The organism is Psychrobacter sp. UBA6291, assembly GCF_002439405.1.
GTDB lineage: Bacteria > Pseudomonadota > Gammaproteobacteria > Pseudomonadales > Moraxellaceae > Psychrobacter > Psychrobacter faecalis.
Genome location: NZ_DJUD01000058.1, coordinates 1 through 14,321, shown reverse-complemented (window position 1 = coordinate 14,321; position 14,321 = coordinate 1). Strand labels below are relative to the sequence as shown.

11 protein-coding genes are annotated in these 14,321 nt (G+C 45.4%); 4 read left to right on the top strand and 7 right to left on the bottom strand.

Features of this window, described 5'->3' with window-relative positions; translation table 11 throughout:
* Window positions 1–273: 273 nt before the first annotated feature.
* Window positions 274–1,479, bottom strand: a complete 1,206-nt coding sequence (locus tag B3R91_RS10190; protein ID WP_286797516.1) for an NAD(P)/FAD-dependent oxidoreductase — start codon at window positions 1,477–1,479, stop codon at window positions 274–276.
* Window positions 1,480–1,639: 160 nt separating this feature from the next.
* Window positions 1,640–3,601 (bottom strand): acetate--CoA ligase, encoded by a 1,962-nt coding sequence (gene acs / locus B3R91_RS10185; RefSeq protein ID WP_286797515.1) that lies wholly within the window; start codon window positions 3,599–3,601, stop codon window positions 1,640–1,642.
* 400 nt (window positions 3,602–4,001) lie between these two features.
* Here acs and B3R91_RS10180 point away from each other — a divergent pair, with 400 nt between their 5' ends.
* Both B3R91_RS10180 and B3R91_RS10175 read left to right on the top strand, forming a co-directional pair.
* The gene (locus B3R91_RS10180; RefSeq protein WP_286797514.1) at window positions 4,002–5,303 is read left to right on the top strand and encodes an NAD(P)/FAD-dependent oxidoreductase; all 1,302 of its coding nucleotides are present in this window, start codon (window positions 4,002–4,004) and stop codon (window positions 5,301–5,303) included.
* Between the two features lie 226 nt (window positions 5,304–5,529).
* Window positions 5,530–6,525, top strand: a complete 996-nt coding sequence (locus B3R91_RS10175; RefSeq protein ID WP_286797513.1) for a pirin family protein — start codon at window positions 5,530–5,532, stop codon at window positions 6,523–6,525.
* Window positions 6,526–6,640: 115 nt separating this feature from the next.
* Here B3R91_RS10175 and B3R91_RS10170 read toward each other — a convergent pair whose 3' ends face one another.
* The 3 genes from B3R91_RS10170 to B3R91_RS10160 all read right to left on the bottom strand — a co-directional run bounded on the left by B3R91_RS10170 (window position 6,641) and on the right by B3R91_RS10160 (window position 9,428).
* Entirely contained in the window at window positions 6,641–7,744 is a 1,104-nt protein-coding gene (locus B3R91_RS10170) for an alkene reductase (protein WP_286797512.1), read from the bottom strand.
* A 358-nt stretch (window positions 7,745–8,102) separates the two neighbouring features.
* Window positions 8,103–8,999 carry an outer membrane protein transport protein gene (locus tag B3R91_RS10165; protein WP_286797511.1) on the bottom strand — a complete coding sequence of 299 codons (897 nt, stop codon included), beginning with the start codon at window positions 8,997–8,999 and terminating at the stop codon, window positions 8,103–8,105.
* A gap of 48 nt (window positions 9,000–9,047) precedes the next feature.
* Window positions 9,048–9,428, bottom strand: a complete 381-nt coding sequence (locus tag B3R91_RS10160; protein ID WP_286797510.1) for a hypothetical protein — start codon at window positions 9,426–9,428, stop codon at window positions 9,048–9,050.
* Window positions 9,429–9,540: 112 nt separating this feature from the next.
* Here B3R91_RS10160 and B3R91_RS10155 point away from each other — a divergent pair, with 112 nt between their 5' ends.
* The gene (locus B3R91_RS10155; protein ID WP_286797509.1) at window positions 9,541–10,038 is read left to right on the top strand and encodes a hypothetical protein; all 498 of its coding nucleotides are present in this window, start codon (window positions 9,541–9,543) and stop codon (window positions 10,036–10,038) included.
* 47 nt (window positions 10,039–10,085) lie between these two features.
* Here B3R91_RS10155 and B3R91_RS10150 read toward each other — a convergent pair whose 3' ends face one another.
* Both B3R91_RS10150 and trpB read right to left on the bottom strand, forming a co-directional pair.
* Window positions 10,086–10,982, bottom strand: coding sequence for a DMT family transporter (locus B3R91_RS10150; protein WP_286797508.1), 897 nt, complete (start codon window positions 10,980–10,982; stop codon window positions 10,086–10,088).
* Window positions 10,983–11,077: 95 nt separating this feature from the next.
* The gene (gene trpB / locus B3R91_RS10145; RefSeq protein ID WP_286797506.1) at window positions 11,078–12,304 is read right to left on the bottom strand and encodes a tryptophan synthase subunit beta; all 1,227 of its coding nucleotides are present in this window, start codon (window positions 12,302–12,304) and stop codon (window positions 11,078–11,080) included.
* 394 nt (window positions 12,305–12,698) lie between these two features.
* Here trpB and B3R91_RS10140 point away from each other — a divergent pair, with 394 nt between their 5' ends.
* Window positions 12,699–14,297 (top strand): GMC oxidoreductase, encoded by a 1,599-nt coding sequence (locus B3R91_RS10140; RefSeq protein ID WP_286797505.1) that lies wholly within the window; start codon window positions 12,699–12,701, stop codon window positions 14,295–14,297.
* The last annotated feature ends 24 nt before the right edge of the window (window positions 14,298–14,321 follow it).

Sequence of the window (14,321 nt, the reverse complement as noted above, 5' to 3'; positions counted from 1 at the left end):
CAGTTGTACACTGGAAATTGTAAGCAGATGTGAGAATCTCTTGAAATCATAGATTTTGTCATCATCTTTATATTAACAATAATAAATCTTGATGAATTTACTTGTGGTTCGTTAATCAGTAGTAGCTCGGTCGCATGATAAGTTTTCCTCAGCCCACGACACCTCCTTCGTGGGCTCTTTTTTTGCCGGTAAGTTAATGATTTATATAAATTCAAATTTATTATGATGTAATACGTCTAAGTTTAATTCCTTAAAGCCTTTATTATCTGTCAATTAAACCATCGCTGCCACCGTCTGCGCTGCCATTTGATAGCAGCTTTCTATATTACCTTGCCCGCACCAATCACCGCTGACAATCCATTGCCGCTCATCATCAATCAGTGTTCCTAACTGCTCTTTATGAGAAGCGGTTACGGTTGCAGCAAAACGCCAACGATGACAATCAACTTGGCTTGGCGCGCTCTCCGTATTCCAGTTTAGTGCTTGCTTGGCGGCTGCTAGTAACTGCGCTTTTATGGTATCAATATCGTCATCGACGTGCTGCTCCGACCAGTCGTTGCGCGCATGAATGGTCATGCTGGGTAATAGCGCATGATGCTCAGGCTTATAATGTTCGATAAATATCTTATCAATGATAGAATTCTGTACATAAGCCACATCCCACGCCGTGTCCAAACAGCTTAGCGCCTCAGGTACTGGTTGGTTCTCATTCCAACCAAGCATTAAGCTATAGCACGCCTGCATTGTTGGCTCAGTGATTTTTGCGCATTCACTAAAACCGCTATCTGCCATCAGCTCGACGGCTTGACCATTTGGCGCCGTACAAATTACCCAATCAAAATGACCAAGACTGTTGCCATTTTCATCGAATAGCTCAGTTTTATTACTGGTTTTTTCACTGGTTTTGTCGTTAGTTTTATTATTGATGTTGCTATTTGGCGTTTGCTTATATTGAGATAATGGCGCGACGCGGGTGTTAAACTTGATGGTGCTATGCTGCAATTCATCAGCCAATGCTCGCCCCCAACTGGTCATCTTTGGCGTGCTGATATAACGCGCTTGCGTACTCCCCCATTGCTCTTTGAGGTGAATATCGGGTTTCTGATTATTTGCCGACATTGGCGTTAAGCTTACTACTTGCGCGCACCATGGCTGTAGCAAACCTGTCTGCAACCACGGTTCAATAAATTGTTGAAAGCTTGCGCTCTTGGTGGTAAAAAACTGCGCCCCAAATGCCCATTGCCAGTTTTTATCAGTAAGGCTATCGCTGCGGTAACGTGTTGCTAGACGCCCGACGCTGCGTGATTTCTCAAAAATAGTGATTTCTGGTATTGAGGATTTGTCATTAATTTTCTGCTCATTCATTTGGCTAGAAGCGCGCTCTAATAAGGTGGCAGTAAATAGTCCCGTTAAGCCAGCACCGATAATGGCAATTTTTGGCGCTGATATCGGCGTAGGCTGCAAAGAAGAGTTCAGCATAATGACGGTAAACCTTGTAAATATGGAGAAAAACAAAAGTTATTGAAACTTTAAAGCGCGCTAATAGCAATAACCTCTACGTAAAAAAGCCATACTATTTACGATAGTATGGCTTTTAAAGAAGGGAAAAATTATTTTAATACATATCCAACTATACTCTTTACTCTCCGCGTTCCGCTTTGACCACGTCAATCAGCTCATTGATGACAGCGCTATCGGCAAGGGTGGATAAATCGCCCAGACCAACATATTGCCCTGCGGCAAGATTTCGCAGGATACGGCGCATGATTTTACCAGAGCGCGTCTTGGGTAAGACATCCACCATATAAATAGCATCCAAGTTAGCAATCGGGCCAATCTCCGCGCGCACGTGGCGATTGAGCTCAGATTTTAAAGCATCCGTTGCGGTTTCGCCCGATTTTAGAATGATAAAGGCACAAACCCCCATCCCTCGAATATCATGCGGCATACCGACAATCGCCGCTTCAGCCGTTGCTGGGTGCGCAACCACCGCGCTTTCAATCTCTGCCGTGCCCAAGCGATGCCCGGCAACATTGAGCACATCATCCACGCGTCCGGTAATCCAGTAGTGACCGTCTTCGTCACGCTGCGCACCATCGCCAGTAAAGTAATAGCCCGGATATTCTGTGAAATAGGTTTTTAAAAAGCGCTCGTGATCATTATAAATAGTACGCATCTGCCCCGGCCAGCCGCCACTAATCGCAAGGTTACCTTCTGCCGCACCTTCTAAGACATGACCATCAGCATCGACGACGACCGGCTCGATGCCATATAGCGGATTCATCGCCGCACCCGGTTTCATATCGACAGTACCCGGTATTGGCGCCAGTAAGATACCGCCGGTTTCTGTCTGCCACCACGTATCGACAATCGGACATTTACCGCCGCCAACGACATTGTAATACCAATCCCACGCTTCTGGATTGATCGGTTCACCAACGGAGCCAAGCAAGCGCAAACTTGAACGGTCAGATTCACGGACAAAGGTATCGCCTTCTTTCATCATCGCACGGATGGCGGTCGGTGCTGTATATAAAACCGTGATTTGGTGTTTATCAATAATATGACCGATACGCGCCCACGTCGGATACTCTGGCACACCTTCGAACATGACCGTCGTCGTCCCATTAGCAAGCGGTGCATAAGTGGCATAAGTATGACCAGTCACCCAGCCGACATCGGCCGTACACCAGTAGACATCATCTTCTTTGATATCAAACACATCGCGAAACGTAGAAAGCGCATAAATGATATAACCGCCAGTAGTATGTAGCACGCCTTTTGGCTTGCCGGTAGAGCCTGAGGTATATAATAAAAACAGCGGATCCTCGGCATTCATAACTTCAGGCTCGCAATGCTTTGATTCGCCATCGACCAAACTGTGATACCACACATCGCGGCGACCGCTCATCGGCACAGAATTACCCGTACGATGGACGACCACGACATTGGTCACGCTTTCCGTACCATCCATGTCTAACGCTCGGTCGACATTGGCTTTGAGCGGTGTGCGTTTATTACCGCGAATACCTTCGTCGGCGGTAATGACCAATTTTGATTGGCTGTCGATAATGCGATTGCCCAAACTCTCGGCAGAAAAACCGCCAAATACCACCGAATGTACCGCCCCGATGCGCGTACACGCCAGCATGGCAACCATCGCTTCTGGTATCATTGGCATATATAAAGTGACGCGATCGCCTTTTTTGACCCCAAGTTTGCGCATGGCATTCCCGAGACGACACACCGCTTCGTGCAGCTCTTTAAATGAGATGATTTTGTGCAGCGATGGATGGTCACCTTCCCAAATAATGGCAGGCTTATAAGGGTGATTTTTGACGTGTCGATCAAGGCAGTTGACTGAAATATTAAGCTCACCATCCTCATACCATTTGATATGAAAATCTTCTAAGTCATAACTGACATCGCTGATTTTGGTGGGTTTTTTTATCCAATCAATCAGCTCGGCACGCTTAGCCCAAAAGGCATCGTTCGCCTCAGGTGACGCGATAGATTGTTGGTATTCTTTGGTGTATTGCTCAGCGCTAGTATTGGCAGCGGCGACAAACTCAGCCGCGATAGGAAATGATTTTTGAGTCATCGTAGTCATCCTTTTTTAATTATTCTGACTTGTAGCGGCTGTCGTTGCGACTATCATTAAACGGCTTGCGTTAAATATGAACGGCAAACGGTGGCCTATACAAGTGATAAGAGTCATCTTCCATAATGTCTGACACTTAAGTTAGTTTGACAAATAAGCCGCGTCGTTGCAAGACGTCGAGCGCAAAACACAACAATTTCGCTGCACAGCTGTATACTTAATCAGGGGTAGCGACTTTTATAAGTTGACTGGGCAAAATTATTTAATCCTTGTAACCTGTTATAAAACATGGACAATAGCTACCCTTTATGATTAAGACGCCGCACTCGGCTACTTTTTAGTTTTACAATTTTTTTATTTCTATTTTTTTAAAGCTTAGCGCTTTTTGGAACCTATCATCATGGAAAATCCGCGCAATGCAGCAGCACACAATCACTACGATGTCATCGTCATCGGCGCTGGGGCGTCGGGGTTATATTGTGCGCTCACCGCGGGTCGCCGTGGTCGCCGCGTCTTGGTGCTCGACCACGCCAATAAAGCCGGTAAAAAAATCCTGATGTCAGGTGGCGGGCGCTGCAACTTTACCAATTACTTCGTCGAGCCTGAGCACTTTATCGGCAGCAATGTCCATTTTTGTAAATCAGCGCTCAGCCGTTATCCGAGTTGGGAATTTATCGCTATGGTTGAGCAGCATAAAATTCCTTACCATGAACGCGAGCATGGGCAGCTATTTTGTGATGATTCGGCACAAGATATTTTAACCATGCTCCTCGATGAATGCGCTGCCGTGGGCGTGCAAGTCAAGCTCAATACCCACATCGAACAAGTAAAGACTGATGAGAATACTAAAAAATCCCGTTTTGAATTAATCACCAGCAAAAGTTTGAGTAAAAAAGAAAAACAAGAAAGAAAAGATAACGGCAATCAAAGTAAGCTGCCGCAAACCAGCTATCGCTGCGAGTCGCTTGTGGTAGCGACGGGCGGCTTATCGATTCCGACCTTAGGTGCGAGCGGCTTTGGTTACGAGCTGGCGCAGCAGTTTGGTCATACGTTAGTCGCAACTGATGCCAGCCTTGTGCCATTTACCTTTACCGATAAAACCGGCGAGCTGATTCGTACGCTTGCCGGTATCAGTCTGCCGGTGATTGCCAGTAATGAACGCATCTCCTTTAAACTGCCCTTGCTCTTTACTCACCGCGGCCTTTCTGGTCCGTCTATGCTGCAACTGTCTAACTATTGGCATGTTGGCGAAACCATTACTATCAATTTGCTACCCGAAATCGATATCACTGCGCTTTTACTTGCTCATAAGAAATCACACCCACGCCAGCTTATCCGCACGGTCTTGGCAGACAATACCAACAATGCTTTGCCGAAAAAACTGCTGGCAGCGCTACAAACGCATTTGTGGGACGATATAAAAGACACCGAGCTTGCTAATATTAAAGATGAGCGCTTGATAGAGCTTGGCGCGACGCTGAACGGCTGGCAGCTAAAACCGTCTGGCACTGAAGGCTATCGAACCGCTGAAGTCACACGCGGCGGCATCACAACCGATGAAGTCTCGTCAAAGACCATGCAAAGCAAATATCAAGACGGGCTATATTTCATCGGTGAAGTGCTTGACGTCACCGGCTGGCTTGGCGGCTATAACTTTCAATGGGCGTGGGCCAGTGGTTTTGTTTGCGGCGAAGTGGTTTGATGTTAAGACAGACCCTTAATTTAAACGATAAGCATTTAAACGCTAGCCTTTCAAACGCCAGCGATGCAAATTTAAAAACACTAAATATTTGACTATTTTGAATTTAACCACCATATAAACCCATACAGATTTAGAATTACTTAAGAGTAGGCATTTCATTTCTATTAAAGAATGGCAGTGAAATAAATAAATATTCTTTAATACAGTTAGGCTGACGAGGTAAGCAATGCGCGCCATCAAACATATTCATAATAATAAAGCACCGCATTGGGTCGGCGATGGTTTTTATGTCAAAACTTTGTTTAATCATTTAGATAACGAAGCTGATTTTAATTATCAGCATACCGATCCATTTTTATTATTGGACTATGGTCAGCCGACCACCTTTGCGCCAAATCCAAACCATGAGAAGGAGTCGCACGGTATCGGGCAGCATCCGCATAAGGGTTTTGAAACGGTGACGATTGCCTACTCGGGAGAGATTAGCCATGCCGATTCGGCTGGCGGTTGTGGCATCATCAAAGAAGGTGATGTGCAATGGATGACCGCCGGGCGCGGCATTATGCACGAAGAATTCCACTCGCCCGACTTTAGCCGCCGTGGTGGACTTTTTAGCATGGTGCAATTATGGGTCAATTTGCCGAGCGCCCATAAGCTGACCGCGCCTAAATATCAAACGCTAAAAGGCGCTGATTTGCCTATCGTCGATTTAAGCAATATTGAAAATGGACATGCTATTGGTCAAGCGAGGATTATTGCAGGTAAGTGGCAAAATACGACAGGCGCGGCAAGTACCTTTACGCCAATCAATATGTGGAATATTGCTTTGCATAGCGCTGGCTCAACGACGCTGCAAGTGCCAAACAATCATAACATCATGATATTGGTACAAGAAGGCACGCTACTGGTTAATGATAAGTCAGTAAGCGCAGGCAGTCTGATTCAGTTTACAGCGCCGACTGTTACTGATATCGCTATTATTGATTTCGACAATGGACAATCAGCAACGCAGGTAAGCGATAGCATTAAGCTAACGTACCCCAAGCTAGCTGATGATAAGCTTTCTGGTGATAAGCCATCGTCAAGCATAGTTAAACTGCTACTATTAAGCGGTGAGCCTATCGGTGAGCCAGTGGTAGGCTATGGTCCGTTTGTCATGAATACCCAAGCGGAGTTAAAACAAACGTTTCGTGATTATCAAACGGGTAACTTTGTTAAATAGCTAAACTTCATCTATTAAAAAAGCCACCTTACTGTTATTAGCAAGGTGGCTTTTTTATTGATTATCGCTTTATTTTAATCGATAAAGCCGATTTAAAATGGCTATCCGATAATATTTAAGCTTGTTTTAAAAAAGGATAATCGGTATAGCCTTCTGTACCGCCGCCATAAAAGCTTTGCGGATGTTGCTCATTAAGCGGCGCACCTTGGCGGATACGCTCAGCTAAGTCCGGATTGGCAATATAATCACGACCAAAAGCAACGGCATCGATATAGCCCTCCTTAATATTCTGCTCGGCTTTTTCAGGGGTATAACCACCAGCAGCAATAATCATTTGCCCAAACGCATTACGAACGCGTTGACGGAATTCTGTGCTATAAGGCGTACCACCTGCCCAATCAGGCTCAGATAGGTGCAAATACATCAACCCACGCTTATTAATTTGCTCAATAAGCCAGATATTTTCGTCTTCATGGTAGCCTGCTTCGACATTATTAAAGGTACCAAGCGGTGAGATGCGAATACCAACATGGTCAGCGTCCCATGCAGCGACACAAGCATCGATAACATCAAGGGTCAAACGCGCACGGTTTTCGCGGCCACCGCCATATTCATCATCACGTTGGTTGGTTTGCTCAACCCAAAACTGATGCAACAGATAACCATGCGCGCCATGAATTTCTACGCCATCAAATCCTGCTTCTTTAGCGTTTTTAGTCGCAAGCCCAAAGTCAGCGATAACTTGCTTTACTTCCTCAAGCGTGGCTGGACGCGGGGTTGTAGATTCAACGCGTATCGGTTGATTATTACTGTCACGCAATGTCGTGCGCACGCCTACATGAACGTCAGACGCCGAAATAGGCGCTTTGCCATCAGGTTGGACGCTTTCGTGTGAAACCAAACCGGTGTGCCATAGCTGGACGACAATCTTGCCGCCTTTGGCATGGACATTATCAACGATGGTTTTCCACGCCGTCGTCTGATCTTTGGTATGAATACCGGGCGCGCCAGCATAGCCTTTTGCCTGAAAAGACACTTGCGTCGCTTCGGTAATCACCAATCCTGCACCACTACGCTGTGTGTAATATTCACTGGCTAGTGCCGTAGGAACATCGCCCGGCTCGACCGCGCGTAAGCGGGTTAAGGGAGCCATAAAGATGCGATTTTTTAGAGTTTGGGTACCCATTTTTACGGGTTCGAATAAAGTATCGTGTGCCATGAGGAGCCTTGTTTGTTGTTATAAAATAGATTTATAAGAGTTATTGAGCTTTGATAAAGGGCGCTTGCCATTGTCACTTATCATTATTAAGCGGTCTATTTATCAGCCGTGTTCTTTATAGGGGGTAGAGATGATATTTCCAAGTCACACTTACAAACAAAAACATCGACGCAAGTATATTTCCAACCTTTTAAACGCTATTATTTATGTGACCTTATAAGGGTTTTAAGCTAATAGAAACAGTAATTTTTGCTAAAATTTAGTAATAAAAAAAGCACCTACTTTTAAGTTGGTGCTTTTTTCTATTTTCTATAAGCACTAATATGAGCTATTTTTAACAAACAATCTCAGTCAATCTTTAAAAATGATAACCCAATTTCATGCCAAGTGCGTAGCCAGTTCCATCGTCAATATTGGCTACCCGACCATCAACCTTAGTATCGACTGGACCGCCTTCAAACCACATATATTGACCGCCCGCAGAGACACTAAGCTGCTCGGTCAGTTTGTATTGCGCGCTTAATCCCAAGCTTTTGATAGAGTCATAAGGCCCCAATAGACTGAGCGGCGCACCAGTACCGTGGTCATATCCGACACGTACTTCGCCTGAAACTTTTGGATTAAACTGCTTACCCAATGCCACCTCAACCGCGTAACCGTCTTTTTTATAAGCAGCTAAGGGCTCTTGTGTTGATAATGTCGCTAAAGGCGGGGCAACATTAAAGTTACTCCAATCTACCCAGCGGGCGTTAACCATACCTAGCAACTTATACTTTTCACTCAGACCGGTTTGGAAATCGAAATTGACCGACTGCGGCATCTTCACTTCGGTCTTGCCCGCTAGTGGTAAGGCAACTTCATCAGTCGCTGGTCCCGGTGTTACCCCATCACTACCAGCGATAGGCGGCAAAATAACTTGCAGGTTTTCTACTCCAGATACCAGATATTTAGCAGGGGCGCGATAGGTTAATGCGGCACGCAAAGCGATCTCCGGCTTTTCATACGCCATACCGATAACCGGCACTAGCGTATTTTCGTTTTCAAAATCTAACGTATAATAGGTCGGCGCTGTCGCCACAGGATTGATAGCTGCTTCATTGATAGCGCCCAAAGTTGCCGCTTCAGTTGGCGTAATCGTGCCGTTATTTTGTTTATTGACCAAATCATAATAAGCGGTAGTCGTTGGTATACCAAAAAGCGCGCCCGCTTCATCGATTACTTGCGAAACAGCGGTAGTCAAACCGACTGGCTGCACGCCCGTTATATTGCCTTTTAGTGTTTGGTATTCAAGACCGCCATATAGTCAGACATTATTGCTAATTTTACCGCCGCCCAAAAGCGTGATGCCATTTGTCTCTACTCGCGCTTCAGTGGTGCCCATGCTATTGTTAAAAATACTCCCTGCTGGGTACTCGGTATCGACACCAAAGGGTTGTTCGTAAATCACTGCCAAGGCCGTATTGGCTGTCGGGGCGATTTTAATGGCGGCGCTGGGCAAATCAAAGTCATCCATCATGTCACCGATTTTATTACCAGTGGCATCGGTGCCTTCTATTTTTGGATCAACATACGCATAAGATAGCTCGGCATAATTACCCGGCTCAAAAAAAGGCGCAACCGATTGTTTGCTGTATTCGATGCCAGCGGCATGCGCTGAGCTAATAGCGAGACTTAGCGCCGTCAAAGTACCAGCAGTGAGAAAATAGCGCGAAGAACGAGAAAGGGAAGCAGAATTCGTAAATCCTAAAAAAGGCGTTGAGCATGCGATTGTATTCGCCGGAGAAAAGCGCAGCTATTTGGTACAGAGCGCCAATAGAGATCGTGAATTTATTGATATTTTAGAGCAAGTAGATTTGGCTTATTTTTCCTTTAAGCCAATGCCGGCATTTAATGCGCCCTATTTTAGAATAAGAATAGGCGAGCAAGGCTGCACCTCAGCGCAAGGTTGCATTGCCACCATATTATGGTTTGAAAAACCGACGCATCTGCTAGCCGCCGGTGAAACGGCGAAGCTTGAAGGGTTTGATTTTACTTGTCATGATGGCTTCGCGGGTGGTATGACGCGCTGTACAAAAAATCTGTGGCGCCTTCCTGTAACGGTGGCACCTGCGGTGAAAAATATCGAGACGCTTACCTATCGCTTTCGCCAACCGACCACGCTGAAGTTTTATCATTATCAACCAGACAAAGCTTTAGCAGAAGAAAAAAGACTGGAAACGCTGATGCCATTTGCCAAAGCGTTTGACATCATTACCTTTCCCATTCAACTTATCATGGCAGAAAGTGCTAAATAAGTGGCATTTATTAAAAGGCTATTTATCAATTAGAAAAAAGCAATATCTTAGGATTTAAGCATCTTTTTAATAGACAGCTCTAACGACAGATAAGTACCAAACAATATCACCATTGAACCGATAATCGCTGGCGTGTCTAAAGCCTCACCAAGCAGTAGATAGCCTAAAATAATGGCAAAAATTGGAATCACTAAGGTAATGCTGGTCGCGCGCATCGGACCGATACTTTTGATGAGTTGATTCATAAAAATCAGCGCGATGGCGGTTGAGAAGACGCCGATACAAATCACTGACGTCCAAGCAGTGAGGCTAATGGTTTTGCCATAGGGAAACTCATACACCGCTATCGGCAGCATAATAATACTGGCAATGATAAGCGAGCCTGCGGTAATCGCCACCGGCGAGACATCGTATAAATAGTTTCTGGTGATATTGGCGCCGACCGCATAACCAACACAGGCCAATAATGCGTAGCCCATCGGTAATAATGAAGAATCAGAAGCAGCGCTTTGGCTACCAAATAAGCTTTCACTCATTAAAATAATCACGCCCACTACGCCAATAATTAAGCCAAGTATCTGCTTTTTTGACAGCCTGTCTTTAAAAAAGGTGCTGGCGATAAAACCGCTCATCATCGGCACGGACGCATTAAGCACCGCCAACACCCCAGCATTGACTGAGCGCGCTGAAAAGGCAAACAGGATAAACGGGATAGCGGCAGAAAACAGTCCGACTAGGGTCAAAACTTTCCAATTATCGCGGATGCCTGCTCGGTTTTTTGGGCTGATTAAAACAAAAACCAGCATCACCAAACCGGCAAATACCACCCGCAAACTGGCAAACGCGAGCGAGCCAAATTCTGGCACGCCGATACGATAAAAAATAAACGACAGCGACCACATAAAGGACAATGTCATAAAAATAATGAGGTCGCGGTTGGACATGGGTAGATCCTATCAAGCGTTAGACTAAAAAAACCACGATGATAACTGGTTACACGCTTGAGAGCTGTTGTTTTTTTATACTCCTTATCAATTTTTTATAGCTTTACCTTATCCAAAATAAAATCAATATCTTTATCACCGCGCCCTGATAGATTCACCAAAATCGTCTGATCCGCTGACATATCCTTGGCGATTTTCATCGCATAAGCAATGGCGTGCGCCGATTCTAACGCTGGGATAATACCTTCAAGACGTGATAGCGCCATAAAGGCTTGTAAACATTCTGCATCAGTCGCCGACTCATAGGTAGCAAGCTCTAAATCTCGCAGGTATGAATGCTGTGGCCCAACGCCCGGATAATCAAGCCCTGAGGCAATCGAATGCACCGGTGCTGGCTCGCCTTTTTCATCAAGCAGCACGTAGCATTTAAAGCCGTGAATTTTACCTTTGACGCCGAGCGACATTGTCGCCGCATGATTGCGCGTATCTAAGCCCTCGCCCGCTGGTTCCACGCCGATTTTCTCTACCTCGGCATCATCAAAAAAGCCGCTAAACATGCCGATAGCATTGGAGCCACCGCCAACACAAGCGACCACTTTATTAGGCAGCTTACCCGTCGCCGCTAAGAACTGCGCCCGCGCTTCATGCCCGACCACCGATTGAAAATAGCTGACCATTTCAGGATAGGGCGCAGGCCCCAATGCCGAGCCAATCGCAAACATACTGCTATCAAGCTCATTTAAATAAGTCTCAAAAGCGCTATCGACTGCTTCTTTTAGCGTCCCTGCGCCGCGTGAGACTGGCACGATATTGGCGCCCAAAACCTTCATCCGGCTGACGTTTGGATGTTCTTTTTTAATATCGACCACACCCATGTGAATCTCACACTCCATACCCATCAAGGCTGCTGCCGTTGCCAATGCGACGCCATGTTGCCCCGCGCCCGTTTCGGCAATCACCTTGGTTTTGCCTAATTTTTTGGCTAATAACACTTCACCCAAACAGTGATTAATCTTATGCGCGCCCGTATGGTTTAAATCTTCACGTTTAAAATAAATCTGCGCGCCGCCGCAATGCTGGGTCAAACGCTGCGCATGATAAATGGGACTTGGACGACCAACATAAGTCTCGCGTAAGCGCTTCATCTCTTTGATAAAGTCGTCGTCTTTGATGATTTCACGAAAACCTATTTCGATTTCTGTCATGGCTTTGGCAAGCTCAGGATGAGCAATTTTGCCACCAAACTCACCATATAGACCCTCGCTATTCGGCAAGATGGACTGATGTAAACCGTAGCCAGTGGCGGTATTTTTCGTTGTCATAGTTAAGCCTTATTATTTTAAATTAATTACTACTATTGTTGTCTTTGCCGAATTATTTAGCGTTTTTAATGATAAGAATGTTTTAATGTATTTGCGTTCTAGTACATTGAAACAAGATAATAAGCGAAATTCCCTATTTGGTCAAGTTTACGCCTTACTATAAAAATAATTGACTAAGTAACTGGCTGAGTCATTGGCTAAAAACTGATAAGAATAATCGATGAATGAAAGCCCGATTTATCTATAAGTATTACAGCAATCGTGCGACTGAAATAATAACGCAACCTATGTTTGCTAATATGATGCTCGCTTGGCTAAGCGCACCTTTATAATCAAAAGCTAATATTATTTCATACAGGCTTTTTTTAGCTTAAATATCAAATTAGGATACACCATGCAACGACGCCAACTGATTAAAGCCATGGGTTTAAGCTTAGGCGCTATCAGCACCTCCGCTGCGGTGAGTGGCTGCCAAACGCTTGCCAAGCAGCCAAAACTACCAAGCAAAATTACTCAAGCTGGACACTTCCCCAATATCATCGTCGGTAGTGGTTACGGCGGCGCGGTATCAGCGCTACGATTAAGCGAAAAAGGTCATAAAGTATTGATACTTGAGATGGGTATGCGCTGGGATAGAACGCCCGCACATAATACCTTTTGCAAAATGATTAGCGCCGATAAACGCTCAAGCTGGTTTAGCAATATGCCAAACGCCCCTATCCCGATTCCAATTCCTATCAGAAAATATCCTGGGGTGTTGGATTTAATCGAATATGACGATATGAAAGTATTTGCAGGGCGTGCTTATGGCGGCGGCTCTATCGTCAATGGCGCGATTGCCATTCAGCCAAGACGCGCGCATTTTGAAGCAGTGTTTCCTTGGATTGATTCTAATGAGATGTACGATACTTATTTTCCCCGTGCCATGAAAAATCTGAAAGTCAGTAAAATCCCTGAATCGTTTTTTAATGAGTCCGAGCATTATGAGTACACTCGCGCAGCTGAACGCCAAGCAGCAAAGGCGGGAATGAAAACAGAGTTTTTCGATAATAGCTACGATTTTGACTATATGCAAAAGGAAGCGCGCGGCGAAGTGTATAAATCCGCGCTCGCCGGTGAAGTCATTTATGGTAATAATGCTGGCAAATTTTCACTGGATTTAACCTACCTAAAAGACGCTGAAGCCACCGGCAATGTCACCGTAAAAACCTTGCGCAAAGTTAATACTATTCAAGCGCTCGATAATGAGCAACTGCGCTTAGAAGTCCATGTTATCAATACTACTGGTGGCATCGATAAAATTGAACATTATACTTGCGATAAACTGTTTCTAAATGCGGGCAGTACGGGCACCTCAGAGCTGCTACTTAAAAGCCAAGCCGAAGGCAAACTAAACAATCTAAACGAACACATCGGCAAACATTGGGGACCAAACGGCAACATCATGACAGGGCGCAATTTCGTCCACGCTGCGGGCACCACCCAATCTACCATTCCGGTCAAAGGCATCAATATGTGGGACGGCGATAGAGGCGGTTCAAAGTACAAAATATTTGCCGAACTCGCGCCATTACCGCTAGGGCTTGAGACATGGACGACGCTATATCTCGCCATCACTGATAATCCAGAACGCGGTAACTATTACTATGATAAGGCCACAAAAACCGTCAAACTTAACTGGAAACGCGAGCAAAACGAGTACTCAGTAAATGCGGCCAAAGAGCTGATCGAAAGACTCGCCAAAGTAAATGGTGGCTCTACTTCAAGCTTATTATTTACTAAAGGCTTCGGCGATAACTTCTGCTATCACCCACTAGGCGGCTGTGTATTAGGCTTGGCGACTGATGGAGTTGGACGCGTCAAAGGACACGAAAATATCTACGTGCAAGATGGCGCGTTAATCCCCGGTAGCGCTGGGGTCAATCCGTATGTCTTTATCACGGGGCTTGCCGAGCGTAATATGGCGGCTATTCTGAGGGAAGATTTTGGGTAGGTTATTAGGGCGTGTTGAACATTG

Excerpts from the sequence above, each read along its gene's own strand:
- B3R91_RS10190 (WP_286797516.1), bottom strand. The coding sequence starts at position 1,479 with ATGCTGAACTCTTCTTTGCAGCCTACGCCGATATCAGCGCCAAAAATT.
- acs (WP_286797515.1), bottom strand. The coding sequence starts at position 3,601 with ATGACTCAAAAATCATTTCCTATCGCGGCTGAGTTTGTCGCCGCTGCC.
- B3R91_RS10180 (WP_286797514.1), top strand. The coding sequence starts at position 4,002 with ATGGAAAATCCGCGCAATGCAGCAGCACACAATCACTACGATGTCATC.
- B3R91_RS10175 (WP_286797513.1), top strand. The coding sequence starts at position 5,530 with ATGCGCGCCATCAAACATATTCATAATAATAAAGCACCGCATTGGGTC.
- B3R91_RS10170 (WP_286797512.1), bottom strand. The coding sequence starts at position 7,744 with ATGGCACACGATACTTTATTCGAACCCGTAAAAATGGGTACCCAAACT.
- B3R91_RS10150 (WP_286797508.1), bottom strand. The coding sequence starts at position 10,982 with ATGTCCAACCGCGACCTCATTATTTTTATGACATTGTCCTTTATGTGG.
- trpB (WP_286797506.1), bottom strand. The coding sequence starts at position 12,304 with ATGACAACGAAAAATACCGCCACTGGCTACGGTTTACATCAGTCCATC.
- B3R91_RS10140 (WP_286797505.1), top strand. The coding sequence starts at position 12,699 with ATGCAACGACGCCAACTGATTAAAGCCATGGGTTTAAGCTTAGGCGCT.